The following is a 22589-nucleotide window of genomic DNA, read 5'->3' as shown; positions in this document are numbered from 1 at the left end:
AAACTAGTCTCAACGCAAGGGGAAATTCACGCTATGATGAAACTCATGCCGAAGAGGTCGACCACGCCCGGCCCGCGCGATGAGCGCGGCGTGCTGGCCGCGCGGATCGTGGCCGCGGCCCGCGTCGAATTCGCCGAACACGGCTGGGCGGGCACCACCATCCGCGCGATCGCCCGGGCCGCCGACGTCGATCCCGCGCTGGTCTACCACTACTTCGGGTCCAAGGAGAAGCTGCTCGACGCGGCGACGAACCCGCCGCAGAAGTGGCTCGACGACGTCGCCAAGGTCTGGGTTACGCCGGTCGAACAACTCGGCGCCGCCGTGCTGGAGCTAATGCTGGCCAGCTGGGACGACGAGGAGATCGGGCCGACGTTGCACGCCATCCTGCAGACCGCGGCGCACGAACCGACCACCCGCGAAAAGCTACGACGCGTCGTCGCCGGCAGCCTGATGGGCGTCGCACAGCTCGGGGTCGACGAAGACGAGCGCCTTGTCCGCAGCGGCCTGATCGCGTCGCAGACGATCGGCCTGGCCCTGATGCGCTACGTCTGGAAGATCGAGCCCCTCGCGTCGATGACGAACGAGGAAATGCTCGCGGCGATCACGCCCAACCTGCAGCGCTACGTCGACGGCGACCTGACGGGCGCGACGTAGCGCCGGCCCGGCGTGCGCGGTACGCGGGGCCGCCGTGTCATCGCGGGCGGTGCGAGCGACAGGCGTGCCCGGGCGCGATCGCGCAACCCTCGCCCGCCCCGTTGATAGCCGCTGACCCGGGTGCCGCGTTCGTGTACGGCGACCGGCGCTGGTGGGCGCGGCCGAAAGTCCGGTGTGCTCCGGGGTTTTGGGCGTTTGACGCGCAGGCTGATCATCACCGGGGCGCTCATCGACCAATCGATCCGTTGCCGCATCCAGGCCGCGGCCCGTTTCGACGGCTTCCTCGTTCGCACGGCCACACCCTACGCCCATCGGTCCCGTGGCCGGCGGCGCCATCAGAAACGTTACGGCGGAACAAATTTCGCGTTAATGCAAGGGTTTACTGCACCCAGAAATTATCGTGCCGGATGAACCATTCGCGGCGCTCGTCGTCGGTCATATCCGCCAGGGCCGCAAAGCCTTCGAAGTACGCCTCGCGCGGCGCGCCGGGCGCGAACAGCATCAGAATCGATGCCGGTTCGTTCGCCTCGTTGCGAAAACCGTGGACGCCCCCGGGTGGCACGTAGAGGAAGTCACCCTGGTGACCGTCCGTCCACTCGGTGCCGTCGTAGAGCTTCATCGTCCCGGACAGGACGAAGAACGCCTCGGACATGGCGCGGTGAAAATGTGCCGGGGGACCGCCACCGGCCGGCGCGATGTCGACCCGGTAGAGGCCGTAATCGCCGGCGGTGTCCTGCTGGTTGGCCAGGTAGTGGTACTTGACGCCGGAGGTTTCGTAATCGGGTGGCTGATCGGCCCGCTTGAGCCAGGCGCTGATCTCCGGTTCGTCCTTGGTGTAGCGGGCTGGCGGGTAGGGCGGCACGACGAGGGACATGGTTCCAGTGTGCGCATAGCATCGCCGGTGTGAAGGGATCGAGCGCCGAAGATGTTCGCGTGCAACGGCTGCTGGACGCCGAAGACAAGGCCGGCCATCTGTTCGACGAGATCGAGCGGCGGGCCATGATCCGGCCCGGGTTGGGGGAAAAGGAACTCTCCGACCAGATCCACGACCTCGCCGGGGAGATGTTCGGGGTGACCCGGCACTGGCACCGGCGGATCGTGCGCGCCGGGGAGAACACGTTGCAGCCGTTCCAGGAACGCCCGCCGGACCGGATGATCGCCGACGACGACATCGTCTTTTTGGACCTGGGGCCGATCTTCGAGGAGTGGGAGGCCGATTTCGGGCGGACGTTCGTACTCGGTGACGACCCGCACAAGATCGCCCTTCGCGACGCCCTGCCACGGGTGTGGCAGGCCGGTCGCGACCACTTCGCGAGCAACCCCGAGATCACCGGCGCCGAGCTGTTCGACTACGTCGTCGGCGTGGCCCGCGCCGAGGGCTTCGAGTGGGGCAGCCATATCGCGGGCCATCTGATCGGCGAATTTCCGCACAAGAAGATCGCCGGCCGGGGCGTCCAGTGGTATGTCATGCCCGGGTCGAACAAGCCGATGCGCCGCACCGATCCGCGCGGGCGCATCTGTCACTGGATCCTCGAGATCCACCTCGTCGATCGCCCGCGCGGTTTCGGCGGCTTTTACGAGCAGCTGCTCGATCTGGGCTAAACGGCGTACTTCACCCCGGTCAGTTCCTCCGACACCGTCCACAACCGGCGCTGCCGTTCGGCATCGTGCGACTTGACGCTGGATGTCACCACCTTCGGGCTGCCCTGCATCTCGCCGATGCCGTCCGGTCCGAAGTACTGGCCACCGAGCACGCCCGGGTCGGTGCCGGCGCGCAACTGCGGCAGCGCGCCCGCGGCCGCGGCCTGCGAGATCAGGCCGAACACCGGAGTCACGACCCGGTCGACGAGCGGCGGAAGGTTGCGCGTCAGTTCGGTGCGCGAGCCGCCGGGGTGCGCGGCGACGGCGATCGTCGTCCCGTGCGGAGCCAGCCGCCGCTGCAGCTCGTAGGTGAACAGCAGGTTGGCCAGCTTGGCCTGTCCATAGGCGGCGACCCTGTTATAGCTGCGCTCCCACTGCAGGTCGTCGAAGTGGATGTCGGCCAGGATGCGGTGGCCGAGGCTGCTCACCGTCACGACCCGCGAGCCGGCCACCGGCAGCAGCCGGTCCAACAGCAGGCCGGTAAGGGCGAAGTGGCCCAGGTGGTTGGTGCCGAACTGCAACTCGAAGCCGTCCTTGGTGGTCGACTTCGGCGTCCACATCACGCCCGCGTTGTTGATCAGCAGGTCGATGCGGTCGTGCGCGGTGCGCAACTGTTCGGCGGCGGACCGCACGGACTGAAGCGACGTCAGGTCCAGCTCCTGAAGCGCGACGTCGGCGTGGGGGCTGTGGGCGGTGATGCGGGCGGCCGCGTCCTTGCCCTTGTCCAGGTTGCGCACGGCCAGCACCACGTGGGCGCCGCGGTCGGCCAGCGCCAGGGCGGTCTCGTAGCCCAATCCGGTATTGGCCCCGGTGATGACGGCGACCCGTCCGGTCTGGTCGGGAATGTCCTTGGTGGTCCACTTGGCCATGAGAGACTCCTTGAACTTGTAGAGTAAACGGGGCGGGCGCTCCGGTTGAATCCGACTATACGGAACGCACGCCCCGGTTTGTCAATCGATGGATGGTGAACAGATGGCACGGCCCGAACGCCGGTTGCGTGCCGATGCGGCGCGCAACCGCGCGCGCGTGCTCGAAGTCGCCTATGACACCTTCGCGGCCGAGGGCCTTTCGGTACCCATCGACGAGATCGCGCGCCGCGCCGGCGTCGGGGCCGGCACCGTCTACCGGCACTTCCCGACCAAGGAGGCGCTGTTCCAGGCCGTCATCGAGGACCGGATGCAGCGGCTGGTCGACGACGGGCGGGCCCTGCTGGACACCCTCGGACCCGGCGAGGCGCTATTCGCCCTGCTGCGTTCGATGGTGCTGCACTGGGGCGCGGCGGATCGCGGCCTGGTCGACGCGCTGGCCGGATTCGGGATCGACATCGCCAGCGCGGCGCCCGACGCCGAGGACGCGTTCCTGGCCATGCTCGACGAACTGCTGCGGGCCGCGCAGCGGGCGGGCACCGCGCGCCAGGACATCGGGGTGCGCGAAGTCAAGGCGATCATGGTCGGGTGTCAGGCCGCGGAGGCCTACAACCCGGACTTGGCCGAGCGGGTGACCGACGTCGTCGTCGACGGTTTACGCGCTGGGCGATCGGGCTGACCTCTTCTTGCACTCGACATAGGCGAGTGCTAAGAATGACGTTGGCACTCGCGACCAGCGAGTGCTAGGTCGGGACGGTGAGGCCAGGGCCGTGGCAAGCGGAAGACACCTAGCCGTCCGTCGCGGGCACTGCACCCGGCCACAGCGTTGATGGGGCGACCCGACAAGCGGTCGCCCTGAGTGTCACCCCATAGTTTCGGAGGAATCACTTCGCAATGGCCAAGACAATTGCGTACGACGAGGAGGCCCGTCGCGGCCTCGAGCGGGGGCTGAACGCCCTCGCCGACGCGGTAAAGGTGACGTTGGGTCCCAAGGGCCGCAACGTCGTCCTGGAGAAGAAGTGGGGCGCCCCCACGATCACCAACGATGGGGTTTCCATCGCCAAGGAGATCGAGCTGGAGGACCCCTACGAGAAGATCGGCGCCGAGCTGGTCAAGGAAGTCGCCAAGAAGACCGACGACGTCGCCGGTGATGGCACGACGACGGCCACGGTGCTGGCCCAGGCGTTGGTCCGCGAGGGCCTGCGCAACGTTGCGGCTGGTGCCAACCCGCTGGGTCTGAAGCGCGGCATCGAGAAGGCCGTCGAGAAGGTCACCGAGACCCTGCTCAAGTCGGCCAAAGAGGTCGAGACCAAGGACCAGATCGCTGCCACCGCGGCCATCTCCGCGGGCGACCAGTCGATCGGCGACCTGATCGCCGAGGCGATGGACAAGGTCGGCAACGAGGGCGTCATCACCGTCGAGGAGTCCAACACCTTCGGCCTGCAGCTCGAGCTCACCGAGGGCATGCGGTTCGACAAGGGCTACATCTCGGGCTACTTCGTCACCGACGCGGAGCGTCAGGAAGCCGTCCTCGAGGACCCCTTCATCCTGCTGGTCAGCTCCAAGGTTTCGACCGTCAAGGACCTGCTGCCCCTGCTGGAGAAGGTCATCCAGGCCGGCAAGCCGCTGCTGATCATCGCCGAGGACGTCGAGGGCGAGGCGCTGAGCACCCTGGTCGTCAACAAGATCCGCGGCACCTTCAAGTCGGTGGCCGTCAAGGCTCCCGGCTTCGGAGACCGCCGCAAGGCGATGCTGCAGGACATGGCCATCCTCACCGGTGGTCAGGTCATCAGCGAAGAGGTCGGCCTGTCGCTGGAGAGCGCCGACGTCGCCCTGCTGGGTAAGGCCCGCAAGGTCGTCGTCACCAAGGACGAGACCACCATCGTCGAGGGCGCCGGTGACTCCGACGCCATCGCCGGCCGGGTGGCCCAGATCCGCAGCGAGATCGAGAACAGCGACTCGGACTACGACCGCGAGAAGCTGCAGGAGCGCCTGGCCAAGCTGGCCGGCGGTGTTGCGGTGATCAAGGCCGGAGCCGCGACCGAGGTCGAGCTCAAGGAGCGCAAGCACCGCATCGAGGACGCCGTCCGCAACGCCAAGGCCGCCGTCGAGGAGGGCATCGTCGCCGGTGGTGGCGTGGCCCTGCTGCACGCGACCCCGTCGCTGGACGAGCTGAAGCTCACCGGTGACGAGGCGACCGGCGCCAACATCGTCCGTGTGGCGCTCGAGGCTCCGCTGAAGCAGATCGCCTTCAACGGTGGTTTGGAGCCCGGCGTCGTGGCCGAGAAGGTCCGCAACTCGCCCGCCGGTACCGGCCTGAACGCCGCGACCGGTGAGTACGAGGACCTGCTCAAAGCCGGCGTTGCCGACCCGGTGAAGGTGACCCGTTCGGCGCTGCAGAACGCGGCGTCCATCGCGGGCCTGTTCCTCACCACCGAGGCCGTCGTCGCCGACAAGCCGGAGAAGGCGGCCGCACCCGCGGGCGACCCGACCGGTGGCATGGGCGGCATGGACTTCTAAGTCCGACGACTCAAGCACGGGAAAGCCCGGCCCCCACAAGGGGCCGGGCTTTTTCGTGTCTACGGGACGTCTCGACACCCGGGCGTCGCTCCGCGAGTGTGAAGTTAGCCGCACATTCGACGCCGAGCGTGCGGCCAGCTTCACGTCGGCGCCCGTAGTGTGAACGTGTGGCCCTTCCGACTCCCTCCCCCGAAAGCACCGCCGTCGTCACCGGCGCGTCGTCGGGCATCGGCGCCGACATCGCCCGCGAACTGGCCGCCCGCGGCCACGGCGTGACACTGGTCGCCCGTCGGGAGGACCGGCTGCGCGAGCTGGCCGACGAACTCGCCGGCCGGGTACGCGTCGAGGTGATCGCCTGCGACGTCGCCGATTCCGCCGCCCGCGCCGGCCTTCTCGACGAGGTCGGCCGCCGCGGCCTGACCGTCGACATCCTGGTCAACAACGCCGGCATCGGCACCATGGGGTCGGTGACCAAGACGCCCGTCGACGCCGAGATCGCCCAGGTGCGGGTCAACGTCGAGGCCGTCATCGACCTGAGCACCCGCGCGGTCCAGCAGATGGTGCCGCGCGGCCGTGGCGCGATCCTCAACATCGGATCCACCGCGGGCTACCAACCGTTTCCGGGGCAGATCGGGTACGCGGCCACCAAGGCGTTCGTCAACAACTACACCCAGGGGCTGCGCGGTGAACTCGCCGGCACCGGCGTCACCGTCGCGCTGCTGTGCCCGGGGCCGGTGCACACCGAGTTCGTGAAGAGCGCCGGCATGGACGAGCGGGAATTCGCCGATGCGTTCCCGAAGTTCATGTGGAAGCCGTCGCGTGAGGTGGCGCGCGCCGGAGTCGACGCGCTCGACCACGACCGCGGAACGGTGATCCCGGGCTTGCCGAGCCAGATCAGCACCCGCCTGTTTCAGTTCATGCCGCGGCGGGTGTTGTTGCCGCTGTTGCGGAATCAGCATCCCAGCCTGCGTAGGGACGGCTCAGCGGGCTAGCGGCGATCGCGAGCGCGGCGGAGCCGGGGAAGCCGGGTCGCCGCCGTCGGACTCAGCGGCGATCGCGAGCGCGGCGGAGCCGGGGGAAGCCGGGTCGCCGCCATCCGACTCAGGGCCAGGGCCGCATCCAGCCCTCCACCGGCAGCGCGAGCGCGTTGCACAGCGTGCAGATCGTCCGATACCAGCCGACGGCCGTGAGCAATTCGATGCGCTGCTCGTCGTCGAGGTCGCGGCCGAGCGCGGTCCACGTCGCCTCCGACCACGAACCGGTGCGCTCGAGCTCGTCCACCGCCTCTATCAGCGTGCGCTCCGCAACGCTCCACCGCGGGTCGTCCGGGCCGCCGGTGACCAGCGCGTCGCACTCGTCGTCGCTGACACCGGCGATCGGGCCCCAGAACGCCGCCTGCCCGCCCCACTCGTATGCGCAGCCGACCAGCGCGCAGGTCCGCAGAATGGCGATGGTCCGCGTGCGACCCGGCAAAAGCGCTGCGACATAAAGGGATTCGCCGAGCTTGCGCAGCCGGGCGGCCAGCGTCGGATGGCGCTGCAGGCAACGCACCAAAAGCAGCGGCTCGTACGTGCGGTCGGGGTGACCCCAGCTGTTGATGCCAGTGGCATCTTCTTCGCTCCACGGCGGAGCGAGCGGTGCGACGCGGCTCACGGATGAGACTGTAGCTAGGTCGATGGCGGCGACCCGCGGCGCCCGGCTCGGACCTGAGGCGGCGACCCGCGGCGCCCGGCTTCGCCGCGCTTGCGATCGCCACGGCCGCGCTTGCGATCGCCGCTAGGCCGGCAGCGAGAAGACCACGCAGTCGTGCAGGCAGCCCTTGGCCGCGTCCGCCGACTCGGCGTCGCGGTGCAGCAGCGCGCGGGTGGGAACCACGGCCAGGCGGGCGGTCTGTTCGCCGGCGTCGGTCACCTCGGCGCTGCCATCGACGATCAGCGAGTAGCCGCCCGGCTCGGCGGGCGGCCACAACAGGGTGACGTCGGCCCGCTGGGCGAGGTTGTTGCGGGTCCGGCCGCCGATGAGTCCGACGTCCAGAGTGGCCCCATCGAGCCGCGGCTCGACCGTCACGGTGTGCACGCGGTAGTCGTCGTCGACCGTGATCAGGTACGCGTAGGGGTAGTCGACCAGCGCATCGGCCAGCGCCTCGAGGTCGACCTTCTTCTTGGTGCGCATGATCTTCCAGGATAGGCGCGGGGTGCCGCGCTACTGCGGCGCCGAGGGCCGCAGAAATCCGGCGATGCGCGAGGTGTAGCCGCGGGCGACGGCACCGGAGCTGGCCGGGCGCGTGACGGCGGTGCTGGTGTTGGAGAAGCCGAGGTTCTGCAACACCTGATTCCAGGGTGGCAGCTTGGCCACGGCCGCCGACGCGTCGGCGTGGTAACCGAACATCGCCGCGACGTCTGAAGCCCACATCTGCTCGTAGGCGGCCTCGATGTCGGCGATGGCCGCGGTGTTCTGACCCAGGTGGTTGTTTGCCGCCAACGCGCGCACCAGGGCGCGGTTGGCTGCGACGACGGCCGGCTGCACGGTGGCCGCCAGCGCCACCTCGAACGCCGTCGCGATGGCCGAGGCCTGGTGTGACACCTCTTCGGCCTGCGCGGCCGCCGCGGACAGCCAGCTCACGTATTGGCTGGCGACCGACATCATGGCCGTCGACGACGCGCCCTGCCATGACCCGCTGGCGAGATCTGACGTCACCGAAGAAAATGACGATGCCGACGATGCCAACTCCCCGGCCAGCCCGTCCCACGCCGCCGCGGCAGCAAGCAGCGGCCCGGGACCTGGACCGGAGAAAATTAGTGCCGAGTTGACTTCTGGCGGCAACCACGCAAAATGCGGGTTCGTCACGGAACCCAACTTAGCTGGTATATGCCACTTTTGGTGGCGTTATCGCGAGGCTACGGGGACGGGCTGGCGCCCACGGACCAACCTGCCTGGGCGGGCATCGGTGGGAACGCCGTTTTCGGCGATCACTTCCCCGGCCACGATCGTGGCGACATACCCCTCGGCGGTCTGGTCCAGGCGCCGCCCCCCGGCGGGCAGGTCGTAGCTGATCACCGGCTTGTGCAGCCGCAGGGCGGCGTGGTCGATGACGTTGAGATCGGCCTTGTAGCCCACCGCGATTCGGCCGCGATCACCCAGACCGGCGACGCGGGCCGGCACCGACGTGAGCTCGCGAACCGCCTCGGGCACCGTGAACCGCCCGGCCTTGCGGTCGCGTGCCCAGTGCGTCAGGAAGTAGGTGGAGTAGCTGGCGTCGCAGATCATCCCGTAGTGCGCCCCGCCGTCGCCGAGACCAAGCACCACGTCGTCGCGGTGCAGCAGTTCGCCGACCGTGTCCAGCGAGTTGTTCTGCAGGTTGCTGGTCGCGACCAACAGCATGGCCCGGCCGTCGTCGTCGAGCAGCCGGTCGTAGGCCTCCTCCATCGGGTCCACGCCGCGGGCGCGGGCGCGGGCGCCGATGCTGGTGGACGGGTCGGGCTCGTAGTCGGGGGTGTCGCCCAGCGGGAAGATCCAGTCCCACATCTGTGCCACGTACAGAATCGGGTGCCCGTGGCCGGGCTTGTCGGCCAGGATGCGGGCGCGGACCTCGGGCTTGCGCATCTCGGCGACCCGCTCGGCCAGCGGCAGGTGCGCGATCTCGCGGTAGCTGGGGTAGAGCACGAACGGGTTGGCCGTCAGCTGCAGGCCGATGATCAAGCCGATCGGGCGGGGCAGCAGCTGCGCCGTGACTCGGACCTCGCCGCCGTCGGCGGCGCTATTCGCCTTCTCGATCATCGTGATGGCGTCCGGCCAGGACGGGTCGCCGGAGTTGGCGACGACGAGGGTGAAGGTGACCGGCAGCCCGACGTCCTCGGCGACGTCGAACACCGTCTGCAACACCGGCTGATAGCCGCCCGACGGGATGTCCGGGACGAACTGCAGCAGCCCGCCGCCGCCGTCCACGACACCGCGGGCGATCTCCTCGATCTCCTCGCGGGCGGCCTCGTAACTCGGTATGGGCGAACCGCTTTCGGTCTTGTGGATGGTCAACCGCGACGACGCGAAGCCAAGCGCGCCGACCTCGATCGCCTCCTTGGCCAGCTCCCGCATCTTGGCCAGGTCGTCTGCGGTGGCCGACTCGCGGTCGGCCCCGCGCTGGCCCATCACGTACACCCGCAGCGGCGAGTGCGGCAGATACGCCGCCACGTCGATGTCCCGCCTGCCCGACTCGAGCGCGTCCAGGTATTCGGGGAAGGTCTCCCACGTCCACGGCAGGCCGTCGGTCATGACGACGCCGGGAATGTCTTCCACACCGGCCATGACGTCGACGAGCACGTCGTGGTCCTCTTGGCGGCAGGGCGCGAAGCCCACCCCGCAGTTGCCCATCACCACCGTCGTCACGCCGTGCGCGGAGGACGGGGTCAGGCGTTCCGACCAGATGGACTGGCCGTCGTAGTGGGTGTGCAGGTCGACGAAGCCGGGCGTGACCAGCAGGCCGGTGGCGTCGATCTCGCGCGCCGCGGCCTCGCCGTTGACGTCGCCGACGGCCGCGATGACGCCGTCGCGCACCGCCACGTCGCCGACGTACGGCTCACCGCCCAGCCCGTCGACGATGGTACCGTTGCGGATGATGAGGTCGTAAGTCATCCAAACAATCTACGACCGTTGCGGTGGCTCGTGCCAGGATCATCCCCGTGATCGATCATGTGGGAATCAACTGCGCCGACTACGCCAAATCTCAGCGGTTTTACGACGCGGTGCTGGGCACGCTGGGGTTCTCCCGGCAGCTGGATGTCGGTCGGGCCGTCGGGTACGGGCGGGCGGGTAAGCCGACGTTCTGGATCTCGGGCGAGCTCGCCGGACCCAATCGGGAAGTCCACCTCGCCTTCGAGGCGGCCGACGAGCACGCGGTGCGCGCCTTCTACGAGGTGGCCGTCGAGTTGGGCGCCGAGCCGCTCCACGCGCCGCGGCTCTGGCCGGAATACCACCCCGGATACTTCGGGGCCTTCGTGCGCGATCCCGACGGCAACAACGTCGAAGCGGTCTTCCACGGGATCCTCCCGTAGTGTCGCGAACATGGCCCGCACCGACGATGCCGCCGTTTTGCAAGAGCTCCTGCGCGACGCGTTCACCCGGCTGATCGAACACGTCGACGAGATCACCGAGGGGCTGACCGACGAGGTGTCCGGCTACCGGCCGGCCCCGCGCGCCAACAGCATCGCCTGGCTGTTGTGGCACAGCGCGCGCATTCAGGACCTTCAGCTCGCCGACGTCGCCGACGTGGAGCAGGTGTGGTTCCGCGACGGCTGGGTGGACCGGTTCGGACTGGACCTGCCGCGCAACGACACCGGCTACGGACACGGGCCCGACGACGTGGCCAAGGTGAAGGCGCCCGCGGACCTGCTCTCCGGCTACTACCACGCGGTGCACAAGTTCACCCTCGAGTACGTCGCCGGCGTGAGCGCGCAGGAGCTTGCCCGCGTCGTGGACACCAACTGGGATCCGCCGGTGACGGCCAGCGCGCGGTTGGTGAGCATCATCGACGACTGCGCCCAGCACCTGGGGCAGGCCGCCTACGTCCGGGGGATTGCGTAGATTCGCAGGCGTGCGATTCGCGGCGACCGTGCTGTTGTGGCTCATCACCACGCTCGCGTTGGCAATCGCGATCCCCGCGGCGTGGACGCAGCTGCACGTCGTTGACGCCGACGGCTACGCCGCGCTGGCGCGGCGCGCGGCGACCGACCCGGGCCTGCAGTCCGCCATGGCGGACGAATTAACCTCTCGGGCAACGACTCTGGCCGTCGAGCATGGCGGGGGCCGCTATCCGCTCGACACTTCCGAGGTGCGCCAGGCGGCCGGCGACTTCACCGCCGGCCCGGCATTCCCGCCGCTGTTCGCCCAGGCGAACCGTTCGGTGCACGGCTGGCTGTTCAGCGACCCGGCGGCCGCCGAGAACGGCAACCAGTGGGCGGTCGACGTGGCGCCGATGCTCAAGGACCCCTCGATCCAGCCGCTGCTGAGCCGCCACAACGTGACGGTCCCCGCGAAATTAACTGTCCCACTTACTGTTTCGATACCAAAATCGATGTGGCAGGGGCGGCTTAGTCCGCTGGCCACCTGGGGCCCGTGGGTGAGCGTCGGTGCGGCGGCGCTGTGCGGTGTCTGCGCGGTGCTCACGCTGGCCACCGCACGCCGCCGCGGCAAGGCGCTGAGCAGCCTGGGCGTCTCGGCGCTGCTCGTCGGCGCGGCCGGATGGGCCGGCATTGAGGTCGCCGGCCGTTACCTCAACGGCGCGCTCAACCACACCACCGGCAACGTCCGGGTGGTGGCAGAGGTGATGGTCGGGCACGCCGAAGCCGGGATGCACCAATGGCTCAACGTCGCGCTGTTCGCCGGCGCCGCCCTGGTTGCGCTCGGCGTGATCGTTGCCATGCTGGGCGGCCTCGCCAAGAAGTCGTGAGCGCGCCGGTTAGCCGAACGTGAACGAAAACACCTGCAGGCCCTTGCTGACTTGCATGTCCAGCTGATCGCGATGCGCGGCGTCGTCGGCGACGATCCGGTGCAACGTGGGCGCTCCGCCGATCGATGTCGTGGTGGTCTTGCCGTCCCGGGTCACGGTGACGGTGCCGGTCCCACCGACGACGGCGTAGACGTCCTTGGCGGTGTAGTTCAATCGGACGGCCGAGTCGTCGCCGTCGGCGGTGGCCCCCTGGTCGTCCAGCGTCCACCGGCCGCGCAGGGCGAACTTGTCGTCGGCCAGGTTCGGCGGGTAGCTCAGCGTTGCGGCGCCCTGCTTGTAATCCCCGGTGCCGCCGTAGTTTCCGGACTTACTGACACCCAGGTAGGTCTCGGGTGTGAGCCTGGTCTGCGGAGTCATGTCGGCGGAATGGGACGGTGCCGGCAACCGGGCGCCGGGATGGGCGTCGACCAGTAGCGTGCGGATCAGCTTTTCGGTGCCGTCGTAGTCGCCCTCGCCGAATTGGGTATGCCGCACTTGCCCGTTCGCGTCGATCAGATACTCGGCGGGCCAGTACAGGTTTCCGAAGTTGTTCCACGTCGCGTAGTCGTTGTCCAGCGCGATGGGATAGGTGATGTGCAGGTCGGCGGCGCCGCTGGCCACATTGGCCGGCACCCGCTCGAAGGCGTACTCGGGGGTGTGCACCCCGATGACGAGGAGTCCGTTGTCGCGATACCGGTTGTACCAATCGATCACATGCGGGATGGCGCGCTGGCAGTTGATGCACGAGTAGGCCCAGAAGTCGATCAGGATCACCTTGCCGCGCACCGATGCGGGGTCCAGCGGTTTGCCGTCCGGGGTGTTGAGCCACCCGGTGACGCCGGTGAGCGCGGGGGCCGGTCCGCATTGCTGTAGGTCGGCGGAGCCGTTGGAGCAGTCGCTCAGCGCGCCGTCGATGGTGGTGCCGGGCCGGCTCAGCTGCAGCCCGCCCTGAGTTGACCGCTGCGCGGGGGCGGGGCCCAGGCTGCGCTCGATGTCGTTGGCGCCCAACCTGTTCTGCATTGCCGTCGTGTAGTCGGGCACGGCGCGCTGCAGCATCGCCGGCAGGTTGAACACCAACGCCACGGCCAGCACGATCATCGCTACCCCGCCGGCGACCTGAATCGCGCGTTGCCGGCGGCGGAACGCGGCCACGCGTTCGGCGACGCGGCGCCCGGCCAGTGCGAAGGCCAGTAACGGCAACGCGTTGCCGATGGCGAATGTCGCCGTCAGCACCAGCGCACCGGGGCCGATCGACGAGGTGCCGCCGGCCACCACAATGGCGGCCAGCACCGGGCCCGCGCACGGTACATACAGGGCGCCCAGCGCCAGGCCCAGCCCGAAACCGTCTGCGCCAGAGCCGATTTGGCGTTGCGGAAAGTATGCGAACGGGCGCTCGAGCAGGTGCTGCACGGGCGGGAAGATCAGCCCCACGCCGATCAACACCAGCACCACCAAGGCGGCCCAGCGGATCGCGTCCTGCGGCAGGTGCAGCGCCGTCAGCAGTGCGGAACCGATCAACGTGGCCAGGCTGAAGCTGCATACCAGGCCGGCGATCACCAGGTACGGGCGCGCCGCGGAACTCACGCCGCGGGCGCGCCCGCTGTCCATGCCGGACAGGAGCACGACGGGAAGCACCGGCAGGATGCACGGCGAGATACCGGTGATCAGGCCGCCGAGGAACCCGATCAGGGCGATGGTCTGCACGGGCTAGTCGCAGGCGCGCGAGGGACGCCGGGTGATGAGCATGGCTACACCTTTACCTGTTTGGCGCCCGGGCTGTGACGCGTTGCAAATCACATGACGTGCGTTATGCAAATCACACAACGTGCGTTACGCTCGGCCGGTGGCGCAACTAACATTCCAGCGCGCCCGCACCGAGGAAAAGAAGCGCCAACGTGCGGAGGCCCTCGTGGAAGCCGCACGGTCGCTGGCGATGGAAACCGGCGTCGCGTCGGTCACCCTGACCGCGGTCGCCAGCCGTGCCGGAATTCACTATTCGGCGGTGCGTCGCTACTTCACCTCGCACAAGGAAGTTCTGCTGCACCTGTCCGCCGAGGGCTGGGTGCGATGGTCAAACATCGTGTCCGAGAAACTGGCCAAGCCCGGCGCGAAGTCGCCCTCGCGCATCGCCGAGACGCTGGCCGAAGCCCTGGCCGACGACCCGCTGTTCTGTGACCTGCTGGCCAACCTGCACCTGCACCTCGAACACGAGGTGGACGCCGAACGGGTCATCGAGGTCAAGCGCATCAGTACCGCCGCCACGCTCTCGCTCGCCGATTCCATCGAGAGCGCGCTGCCCGAACTCGGGCGATCGGGGTCGCTCGACATCCTGCTGGCCGCGTACTCGTTGGCGGCCACGCTGTGGCAGGTCGCGAACCCGCCGGAACGGCTTACCGACGCCTACGCCGAGGAGCCGGAAGTGGTTCCCCCCGAATGGAATCTGGACTTCGCGTCCGCGCTGACCCGACTGCTGACGGCTACGTGCGTCGGGCTCATCTCGGGATCGCAATGAACGCAGAGAGGAGGCCGGGGGGCTGTGGCTTGGCGAACTACAACCGGTGAACGGGAAGGACTTGGAGCGTCCATGACGACGACTGAGCCAAGGACCGAGCCGCTGCAGAAGCAGGGCTCCGCCGATAGGGAGGGCGAAATGGCCGCTCCGCAGCGCCCTAGGAAAAAGGGGTTCTTCGCGCGTTTCTGGCTGGTGCTCACGATCGCGGCTGTCGTCGCGCTGTCGGGATTCGTCGTATACCGACTGCACGGCGTCTTCGGCGTTCACCGCGGTTCGTTCGGTGGCGGCACCTCGGGCGAGGTCCTCGACGAGTTCAACGCCAAGACGATCACGCTCCAGGTCTGGGGTCCGCCGGGCAGCACGGCAACCATCAACTATCTCGACGAAAACTCCCACCCCCAGCAGGCCCTCAACGTGCCCTTGCCTTGGAGCAAAGTATTGAGTTCGACGAAGCCCGGGATCCCGGCAAACCTGGTGGCGCAAGGAGACGGCAGCTGGATCGCCTGCCAGTTCGTGGTGAACAAGCACGACGGGAGTGGTGACGTCATCAAGACTCCGAATCGCTCAGATCCCAACCAAACCGTGAACGCCTTCGTCTATTGCCTGGACAAGTCCGCATGAGCGAACCAGCCGAGGTTCCGCCGCGCGTCGACCAGCCGCTGATCCCGCCGTTCCTGCCGCGGATGATCCACCGGCTGGCGCTGCCGATCGTCCTGGTGTGGTTGGGCATCGTGTTCGTCACCAACACCGTGGCCCCGCAGCTGGAGGTCGTCGCCAAAACCCACTCGGTGTCGATGAGTCCCACCGACGCGGCGTCCTTTCAGTCGATGATGAAGGTCGGATCGACGTTCAAAGAGTTCAACTCCGACAACTCGGCCATGATCCTGCTGGAGGGCGACAAGCCACTCGGGGCCGAAGCGCACCGCTACTACGACGAGATCGTCAGGCGCGTCGAGCAAGACAAGAAGCACGTTCAGCACGTCCAGGATTTCTGGAGTGATCCGCTGACGGCGGCGGGTTCCCAGAGCCACGATCAAAAGGCCGCGTACGTCCAGGTTTACCTCGCCGGCAACATGGGCGGCGGGCTGGCGAACGAGTCCGCCGCGGCCGTCCGCAAGATCGTGGACTCGGTGCCCGCGCCGCCGGGAATCAAGGCCTACGTCACCGGCGCGGGCCCGCTGTTCGCCGATCAGTCCCACGCGGGTGAGAAGGGCGTCGCGAAGGTCACGCTCGTCACCTTCCTGGTGATCATCGTGATGCTGCTGTTCGTCTACCGGTCGATCAGCATCGTCCTGATCATGCTGGCCATGGTGTTCATCGAGCTGGCAGCGGCCCGCGGTGTCGTCGCGACGCTCGGTAACTACGGCGTCATGGGGCTGTCGACGTTCGCCAACAACATGCTGGTGCTGATGGCGATCGCCGCCGGGACGGATTACGCGATCTTCGTGGTCGGCCGCTATCACGAGGCCCGCGGGCTGGGCGAGACCCGCGAACAAGCGTTCTACACCATGTTCCACAGCACCGCGCATGTCGTGCTCGGATCGGGCCTGACCATCGCCGGCGCGATGTACTGCCTGAGCTTCTGCCGGCTGCCGTACTTCCAGTCGCTGGGGGTGCCGTGCGCGGTCGGCATGCTGGTCGCGGTGCTGGCGGCTTTGACGCTGGCTCCGGCAATACTGACGGTTGCGTCGTTCTTCAAGCTCATGGATCCAAAGCGCACGCTGCAGACCCGGGGCTGGCGTCGCATGGGCACCGTGGTAGTCCGCTGGCCCGCACCGGTTCTCGCGGTGACCGTCGCGATCGCGCTGGTTGGTCTGCTCGCCCTGCCCGGTTACAAGACCGACTACGACAATCGCCACTTCCTGCCGGCGGACACCCCGGCCAACGTCGGTTATGCCGCCGCGGACCGGCACTTCGACCAGGCTCGGCTCAACCCTGAGCTGTTGATGATCGAGACCGATCACGACCTGCGTAATCCGGCCGACTTCATCGTCCTGGACAAGGTCGCCAAGGCGGTCTTCCACATCCCCGGTATCGGCCGGGTGCAGACCATCACCCGGCCGCTGGGCACGCCACTCGACCACAGCACCCTCGGATTCCAGATGGGTGCGCAGGCCGCAGGGCGAATCCAGACCCAGCACTATCAGGACGAGCAGGCGGCAAACCTGCTCAAGCAAGCCGACGAGCTGCACAAGACGATGGCAACCCTGCATGAGCAGATGCAGGTGACCCAGGATCTCAGCAACACGACGCACGAAACCACCAGGCTCACCAAGGAAACCGTGCAGATCACCGAGAGGTTGCGCGACGACATCGCCAACTTCGACGACTTCCTGCGGCCGATCCGTAGCTACTTCTACTGGGAGAAGCACTGTTACGACATCCCGGTCTGCTGGGCACTCCGGTCGGTCTTCAACGCGCTCGACGGCATCGACCAGGTGGCTGAGAACATCGTGAACCTCAGCGCGAACCTGGACAAGCTGGACAAGATTCAGCCGAAACTGGTCGCGCTGATACCGCCGCAGATCGAGAGCCAGCAGCGCAACCTCGACACCATCATGTCGAACTATGCGATCACGCAGGGTCTTAACGAACAGGCGAGAGCGCAGTCCGACAACGCCACCGCGCAAGGCGACGCCTTCGACAAAGCGAAAAACGACGACACGTTCTACCTCCCGCCGGAGGCGTTCAAGAGCCCGGATTTCGCGCGAGGTCTCAAACAGTTCATCTCGCCGAACGGGCACGCCGTCCGGCTGATCATCTCCCACGAAGGCGACCCGGCGACTCCTGAAGGCATCAACCACATCGAACCGATCAAGCAGGCCGTGCACGAGGCGATCAAGGGCACTCCCTGGGAAGGCGCCAAGGTCTACCTCGGCGGCACCGCCGCGACGTACAAGGACATGCACGACGGCTCCAACATCGACCTGATGATCGCCGGAATCGCCGCGGCCACTTTGATTTTCATCATCATGCTGGTGATCACCCGAAGCGTCGTGGCGGCCTTCGTGATCGTCGGTACCGTGTTGCTGTCGCTGGGCGCCTCATTCGGACTCTCCGTGCTCTTGTGGCAGTACATCCTGGGCATGAAGTTGCACTGGATGGTGCTGGCGATGGCGGTCATCCTGCTGCTGGCGGTCGGCTCGGACTACAACCTGCTGCTGATATCGCGGTTCAAAGAGGAAATCCACGCCGGGCTCAAGACGGGGACGATCCGCGCCATGGCCGGTTCCGGCTCGGTGGTGACCTCCGCCGGTCTGGTCTTTGCCGCCACCATGGCCACGTTCATGTTCAGCCCGCTGCTGGTGATGGCCCAGGTGGGTACGACGATCGCGCTGGGTCTGCTCTTCGACACCTTGATCGTGCGGTCGTTCATGACACCTTCGCTGGCCACCCTGCTCGGCCGCTGGTTCTGGTGGCCGCAGCACGTGCGTCCCCGGCCGGCCAGCACCATGCTGCGACCGTACGGACCGCGTCCCGCGGTGCGCGAGTTGATCCTCAACGACGTCGACGAGCACCCGCCGGGCGGAGTGGTACAACCGCGCTGATCTTCACGCACGCGAACACCGACCGGTGGCGCGACGACCGCGCTACTGACGGAGCTGGGTCACGCGTAAGGCGTGACTGAGCTGGCGTACCGGTACGCCGCAGGTCAGGCAGTAGGCGTGCGGGCTGGACCTGATCTGGTCCACCTGCCGCAGCACCTCGATCTGCAGGTCGCGCAGGCAGCAGGTGCAGACGATGCCGACGATGTTGCCGAGCGGGTCCGCGCCGGGCCGGTTGCAGCCGTCCACGGCGTGGCGGTGCACGACGTGGGTGGCGCGGCTGGTGCAGCCGACGTCGGCCTGGCAGGTGAGGTCGTGCCAATCGAGCTGCGCCAGGATGTCGGCGACGTCGTCGCGATGGGACCCGCCCCGGGGTGGCTGAGCGTCTGTGCTGTGCATGGCACGACTATCCCGCGGCGGCGCGCAACGCACCATCCGGTCAACGGGTGATTGCGATGTCCCCCGATCGGGGGACGAACAACGTCGAACCCTAGCCTTGGGGGTCGACCCGGCCCTTGACAGGCCCTGGCCATCCGGGCGGGCCAGTGGGCTCGGCCCAGTCCCAGACTGACATGTCGCCGGGCGGGTACTGGTTGCAGATGTCGGTGGCCTTGGCCACGACGCCCTTGTTGTTCCAGAAGATCTTCATGTGGTTGGGCCAGGCCACCCACAGCGGATCGGACACGGGCGCATAGAAGTTCTCGGAGTAGTTCCGGCGGTCCTCCGGTGACAGCGAGTAGAACCAGTGCGCCTTGTCGATGGTCGCCTGCTGGACGTTCGGGTGGTTGTCGAAGTCGATCATGTAGCGCTGGTAATACACCGGGCTGGTGTCCCGGGAGGCCGCCAGGATCTGCTCGGCGTCGCACGTGGTGTTGATCATCCGGCGGGGGATCGGGAAGTCCTCCGTGGAGTCGGCTACCGCGGTCGACGGGAAGATCGCAGCGGTAACACCCAGAGCAAGGAACACGGCGCCTGCACGCAGGCCAGAACTCAGCCGAGACATAGCCGTTACGGTAGCACTTTTTGGCCCGCCGGGAACAGTTCCCAGCTCACTGCCAGGATTTGGCTAGTGCATCTCAGTATCAGTCGCGATCAGGGACGATGACGTGCTTTGGATCGGGCCGCAGCTCCGGCGGGGCCTGACTGTAGTCGCCGAAGGGGCCGTCGCGGCGCTCGATCGCCGCGCGCACGCCGTCGGCCTCGGCGGTCTTGATGAAGGCCAGCGCGTCTGGGGTGTTGCGCATCAGGCCGTCGAGAATGCCGCCGAGCGTCTGGGTGGACGCCAGCCCCATGTTCTCGTAGGCCTGGTTGACGATCAGCTTTTGGGCCTGCAGCTGCGACAACGGGATCTGCGAAAGCTCGGCGGCGATCTCGGCGACGCGGGCCTCCAGCCGCTCGAATGGCACCGCCTCGTTGATCAACTCGATCTCGGCGGCCTGCACGCCGGTCAGCGGCCGGCCGGTCAGCGAGTGCCACTTGGCCTTAGCCAGGCTCAGCCGGTAGAGCCACATCCCGGTCAGATACGCGCCCCACATCCTGCTGTAGGGCGTGCCGATCACCGCGTCCTCGCTGGCGATGACGAGGTCGGCGCACAGCGCGTAGTCGCTGGCCCCGCCCACGCACCAGCCGTGTACCTGGGCGATCACCGGCTTGGACGCCCGCCAGATGGCCATGAATTTTTGGGTTGGGCCGGTCTCGCGGGCGCTGACCATCGCGAAATCCTTGCCCGGATCCCATTTCCCGTCGGTCATCATGGCCTCGCCCCAGTGCTGGAAGCCGCCGCCGAAGTCGTAGCCGCCGGAGAACGCCCGGCCCGCACCGCGCAGCACGATGACCTTGATGCCTTGGTCGCGCTCGGCCAGCCCGATGGCGGCCTCGATCTCGTCGGGCATCGGCGGCACGATCGTGTTGAGCTGGTCCGGGCGGTTCAGCGTGATGGTGGCGACCGGGCCGGCCGTCCTATACAGCAGCGTCTCGAAGTCACGGGTCGGCATAGCGTCCTTACGGGTCGGGCTGACGGTTCTCCGGCGAGGACGCGTAGATTCGCCCGCCGATCTTCAAATACGGCGTGGTGAGGTAGGCCGAAAAGGCGACGATGGCGGAAAACACCGCCGCCGCCAGCACGCCATTCGGCCAGAGTTGCCCCGTCCCGACCGCAAAGCAGACGATGCCGATGGCCGCGGTCGCCCAGTAGAACCGCCGGCCGGCGCGACGGTGTTTGACGAAGCGATAGCGCGCCTGTGCCGCCGAGGCCAGGATGAAGATCAATCCCGTCGCCAGCAGGGTGAGTTCGATGCGTTGGATCGCGGACACGTCGACGATCCTATGGCCGCATCGGCGGTTCGGTATCGAGCGCTGCGACCTTTTCGCGGCGTCGTGCTCTGCGGCGCTCACGGATCCGGATTCATCGATGATCTCGCGGGTATCAGTGGGAAACATGTTGGCGTGTCACGGGAGCAGGTGAGGGGATGCCTGGTACGGCCGGCCCCGCGCGGCCACGGCGGGAGAGCGGCTTGCGGCGGTCGCTGCAGGAATTCCTGGCCGTGCCGCTGGTAATGATCTTGGGGTTCATCGTGCTGGCGGTCGTCACCAGCGTGTTGGACCGCACCGATATCGGGTGGCTGCAGCCGGTTCAGCAGGCTCTCGCCAAAGTCGCGCCGCCGCAACAGAACCAGTCGATGTTGCGCACCGTTGCGCCGGGCGTGCTCACCTTGATGACCATCACCTTCTTTCTGCTTTTGACGCTGGTGAACCGGATGGCCGATGTCTTCACGTGGGTGGTCGTCGAGCAATTTCTCAGTCGCCGCGCCCACAAGGCCTTCTTCGGATACTTCGCCGGGCTCTCCACGTACTACGTGATCGTGCTGACGTTGGCCGATCCGCAACGAGCCGTGTTTTCCACCGTCGTCGCGCTGATCTTGAGCGTGCTCGCGCTGGTGGGGCTGGTGGTCTTCGGCTACCTGGTTCTCGACCAGCTGCGTCCGCCCTCGGTGGTGGAACGCATCGTGCAGCTCACCGTCGCCACCCGTGCCGAGCAGTCGGCGTGGTTGCGGCGGCTGCGGGACAAACCTCAACTCGAGCGGCTGCCCACCACCATCGTTCGGTCGGAGTGCAGCGGCTATCTCGTCGACATCGACGTGGACAGCCTTGGTCGGGCTCTCGAATCAACCAGCGGCGCAGTCGAAGTCGAGTTTTGCGTCAGGCTGGGTAGCCACATGGTCGAAGGATCGGCACTCGCCGGGGTGCGTGCCGAGCGTCAGGCCGACCGGGAACGGCTGGCCGGGGCGGTTTATGACGCGTTGCGCTGCGGCCGTGAGCGACAACTCAACCGGGAACCGGTTTACGGGGTGCATCAGCTCTCGAGCATCGGATGGGCGTCGGCTACACAGCGCGATCCGGAAGCTGCCTTGGTGACGGTAGACGGATTGCACACCCTGTTGGCGCACTGGGTGCACCGATCCCCGTCATCCGGTGGAGCGGAGCCCGACGACGAACCGCTGCCGGTGGTTTACCGTGATACCGCGATTCCGGAAGTGTTGTCCGCACTTTCGAGCATCGCGGTGGGTGCCACCCAGGGCGGGCAACACCAGACCTGCGCCCAGGTTTTGAACGTCTTCGCCATGGCCCTTCCGGACCTTCCCGCGGAGTACCAACGCATGGTGACGGCACAACTGCGCCACGCGTTGCCGGGAGCCGCCAGGCATCCCCTGACCAATGAGATGGAGCGAGCGCTGACCGCGTTGGGCCGTGCGCTGTCGGACAATGGTCAGGCCGGCGCGGCGGCGGAAGTCGCCCGCCTCGGCTCACGGTTGGGCAATCAGCAGTCCGAGGGCTGACAGCAAGACCATTCAGCTCAAGTGCCCAGCATCTGCCATAGAAACGAGTAGGTCAGCGCGGACTTGAACGCCACCTGCTCGTTGTCCGCGGCGCCGGCGTGCCCGCCCTCGATGTTCTCGTAGTAGAAGACCTGATGACCGGCGGCCTCGAGTGCTGCCGTCATCTTGCGGGCATGCCCCGGGTGCACCCGGTCATCGCGGGTGGACGTGGTCATCAGCACCGGTGGGTAGCGGCGCGTCGCCGAAATGTTTTGATAGGGCGAGTATTCGGAGATGAATGCCCAGTCGTCGGGGTTGTCTGGGTCGCCGTACTCGGCGACCCAGGAGGCGCCGGCCAGCAGCAGGTGGTAGCGCCTCATGTCCAGCAGGGGCACGCTGCACACCAGCGCCCCGAACCGCTCGGGGTACTGCGTCAGCATGATGCCCATCAGCAGGCCCCCGTTGCTGCCGCCCTGTGCCCCGAGCTGCTCGACCGTGGTGATGCCGCGATCCACCAAATCGGTTGCGACGGCGGCGAAGTCCTCGGCCACCTTG

At 67.5% G+C, this 22589-nt stretch carries 23 protein-coding genes and 1 pseudogene; 12 read left to right on the top strand and 12 right to left on the bottom strand.

Annotation, left to right across the window (positions count from 1 at the left end):
- Window positions 1–45: 45 nt before the first annotated feature.
- A complete protein-coding gene (locus A5622_RS24175) occupies window positions 46–654 on the top strand; it encodes a TetR family transcriptional regulator (protein ID WP_066881705.1) in 609 nt (202 codons plus the stop codon).
- Window positions 655–1033: 379 nt separating this feature from the next.
- On the opposite strand, the gene A5622_RS24170 is transcribed toward A5622_RS24175, so the two are convergent.
- Window positions 1034–1528, bottom strand: coding sequence for a cupin domain-containing protein (locus tag A5622_RS24170; RefSeq protein ID WP_066867554.1), 495 nt, complete (start codon window positions 1526–1528; stop codon window positions 1034–1036).
- A 29-nt stretch (window positions 1529–1557) separates the two neighbouring features.
- Between A5622_RS24170 and A5622_RS24165 the strand changes: the two genes are divergently transcribed.
- On the top strand, window positions 1558–2256 hold the full coding sequence (locus A5622_RS24165) for a M24 family metallopeptidase (protein ID WP_066881689.1): 699 nt from the start codon (window positions 1558–1560) through the stop codon (window positions 2254–2256).
- On the opposite strand, the gene A5622_RS24160 is transcribed toward A5622_RS24165, so the two are convergent.
- Window positions 2253–3164, bottom strand: coding sequence for an SDR family NAD(P)-dependent oxidoreductase (locus A5622_RS24160; protein ID WP_066881687.1), 912 nt, complete (start codon window positions 3162–3164; stop codon window positions 2253–2255). The genes A5622_RS24165 and A5622_RS24160 overlap by 4 nt on opposite strands.
- A 103-nt stretch (window positions 3165–3267) precedes the next feature.
- Between A5622_RS24160 and A5622_RS24155 the strand changes: the two genes are divergently transcribed.
- From A5622_RS24155 to A5622_RS24145, 3 genes are all read left to right on the top strand, one after another.
- On the top strand, window positions 3268–3840 hold the full coding sequence (locus A5622_RS24155; protein WP_066881686.1) for a TetR/AcrR family transcriptional regulator: 573 nt from the start codon (window positions 3268–3270) through the stop codon (window positions 3838–3840).
- A gap of 215 nt (window positions 3841–4055) precedes the next feature.
- On the top strand, window positions 4056–5681 hold the full coding sequence (gene groL / locus A5622_RS24150; RefSeq protein ID WP_007768358.1) for a chaperonin GroEL: 1626 nt from the start codon (window positions 4056–4058) through the stop codon (window positions 5679–5681).
- A gap of 167 nt (window positions 5682–5848) precedes the next feature.
- On the top strand, window positions 5849–6673 hold the full coding sequence (locus A5622_RS24145; RefSeq protein ID WP_066881685.1) for an SDR family oxidoreductase: 825 nt from the start codon (window positions 5849–5851) through the stop codon (window positions 6671–6673).
- Between the two features lie 109 nt (window positions 6674–6782).
- On the opposite strand, the gene A5622_RS24140 is transcribed toward A5622_RS24145, so the two are convergent.
- The 4 genes and pseudogenes from A5622_RS24140 to A5622_RS24125 form a co-directional block, all read right to left on the bottom strand.
- Window positions 6783–7334 carry a carboxymuconolactone decarboxylase family protein gene (locus tag A5622_RS24140; protein WP_066867542.1) on the bottom strand — a complete coding sequence of 184 codons (552 nt, stop codon included), beginning with the start codon at window positions 7332–7334 and terminating at the stop codon, window positions 6783–6785.
- A 123-nt stretch (window positions 7335–7457) separates the two neighbouring features.
- Window positions 7458–7853, bottom strand: coding sequence for a hypothetical protein (locus A5622_RS24135; protein ID WP_066881684.1), 396 nt, complete (start codon window positions 7851–7853; stop codon window positions 7458–7460).
- 54 nt (window positions 7854–7907) lie between these two features.
- Window positions 7908–8528, bottom strand: a pseudogene (locus A5622_RS24130) (PPE family protein); the annotation flags it as partial.
- A gap of 39 nt (window positions 8529–8567) precedes the next feature.
- Window positions 8568–10310, bottom strand: a complete 1743-nt coding sequence (locus A5622_RS24125; protein WP_066881683.1) for an amidohydrolase family protein — start codon at window positions 10308–10310, stop codon at window positions 8568–8570.
- A gap of 47 nt (window positions 10311–10357) precedes the next feature.
- Here A5622_RS24125 and A5622_RS24120 point away from each other — a divergent pair, with 47 nt between their 5' ends.
- From A5622_RS24120 to A5622_RS24110, 3 genes are read left to right on the top strand one after another with little or no spacing between them, the layout of a single operon-like run.
- The gene (locus A5622_RS24120; protein ID WP_066881682.1) at window positions 10358–10729 is read left to right on the top strand and encodes a VOC family protein; all 372 of its coding nucleotides are present in this window, start codon (window positions 10358–10360) and stop codon (window positions 10727–10729) included.
- A 10-nt stretch (window positions 10730–10739) separates the two neighbouring features.
- Complete coding sequence (locus A5622_RS24115; RefSeq protein WP_066881680.1) at window positions 10740–11258, top strand: mycothiol transferase; 519 nt, start codon at window positions 10740–10742, stop codon at window positions 11256–11258.
- 10 nt (window positions 11259–11268) lie between these two features.
- Window positions 11269–12123, top strand: coding sequence for a hypothetical protein (locus tag A5622_RS24110; protein WP_066881678.1), 855 nt, complete (start codon window positions 11269–11271; stop codon window positions 12121–12123).
- 9 nt (window positions 12124–12132) lie between these two features.
- Here the strand turns inward: A5622_RS24110 and A5622_RS24105 are convergent, their stop codons facing one another.
- Window positions 12133–13866 (bottom strand): cytochrome c biogenesis protein DipZ, encoded by a 1734-nt coding sequence (locus tag A5622_RS24105; protein WP_066881676.1) that lies wholly within the window; start codon window positions 13864–13866, stop codon window positions 12133–12135.
- Between the two features lie 121 nt (window positions 13867–13987).
- On the opposite strand from A5622_RS24105, the gene A5622_RS24100 reads away from it, so the two are divergent.
- From A5622_RS24100 to A5622_RS24090, 3 genes are all read left to right on the top strand, one after another.
- Entirely contained in the window at window positions 13988–14674 is a 687-nt protein-coding gene (locus A5622_RS24100) for a TetR/AcrR family transcriptional regulator (protein WP_156749391.1), read from the top strand.
- Between the two features lie 72 nt (window positions 14675–14746).
- A complete protein-coding gene (locus A5622_RS24095; protein WP_066867520.1) occupies window positions 14747–15295 on the top strand; it encodes an MmpS family transport accessory protein in 549 nt (182 codons plus the stop codon).
- Window positions 15292–18222, top strand: a complete 2931-nt coding sequence (locus A5622_RS24090) for an RND family transporter (protein ID WP_066881670.1) — start codon at window positions 15292–15294, stop codon at window positions 18220–18222. The genes A5622_RS24095 and A5622_RS24090 overlap by 4 nt, the downstream gene beginning before the upstream one ends.
- Before the next feature lie 42 nt (window positions 18223–18264).
- Here the strand turns inward: A5622_RS24090 and A5622_RS24085 are convergent, their stop codons facing one another.
- From A5622_RS24085 to A5622_RS24070, 4 genes are all read right to left on the bottom strand, one after another.
- Window positions 18265–18618, bottom strand: a complete 354-nt coding sequence (locus tag A5622_RS24085; RefSeq protein ID WP_066868440.1) for a hypothetical protein — start codon at window positions 18616–18618, stop codon at window positions 18265–18267.
- 91 nt (window positions 18619–18709) lie between these two features.
- Entirely contained in the window at window positions 18710–19222 is a 513-nt protein-coding gene (locus A5622_RS24080) for a DUF5078 domain-containing protein (protein WP_066868444.1), read from the bottom strand.
- A gap of 79 nt (window positions 19223–19301) precedes the next feature.
- On the bottom strand, window positions 19302–20213 hold the full coding sequence (locus A5622_RS24075; RefSeq protein WP_066881668.1) for a crotonase/enoyl-CoA hydratase family protein: 912 nt from the start codon (window positions 20211–20213) through the stop codon (window positions 19302–19304).
- 7 nt (window positions 20214–20220) lie between these two features.
- A complete protein-coding gene (locus A5622_RS24070) occupies window positions 20221–20532 on the bottom strand; it encodes a hypothetical protein (RefSeq protein WP_066868448.1) in 312 nt (103 codons plus the stop codon).
- A gap of 155 nt (window positions 20533–20687) precedes the next feature.
- Between A5622_RS24070 and A5622_RS24065 the strand changes: the two genes are divergently transcribed.
- Complete coding sequence (locus tag A5622_RS24065) at window positions 20688–22055, top strand: DUF2254 family protein (RefSeq protein WP_082994678.1); 1368 nt, start codon at window positions 20688–20690, stop codon at window positions 22053–22055.
- 17 nt (window positions 22056–22072) lie between these two features.
- Here A5622_RS24065 and A5622_RS24060 read toward each other — a convergent pair.
- Window positions 22073–22589, bottom strand: a 517-nt coding sequence (locus A5622_RS24060; RefSeq protein ID WP_156753073.1) for a prolyl oligopeptidase family serine peptidase, incomplete at its 5' end; no start/stop codon positions are given.

This window comes from Mycobacterium sp. 1245801.1, assembly GCF_001673055.1.
Classification (GTDB): Bacteria; Actinomycetota; Actinomycetes; order Mycobacteriales; family Mycobacteriaceae; genus Mycobacterium; species Mycobacterium europaeum_A.
The sequence above is the reverse complement of the archived record's forward strand: the minus strand, read 5'-3'. Positions and strand labels throughout refer to the sequence as shown.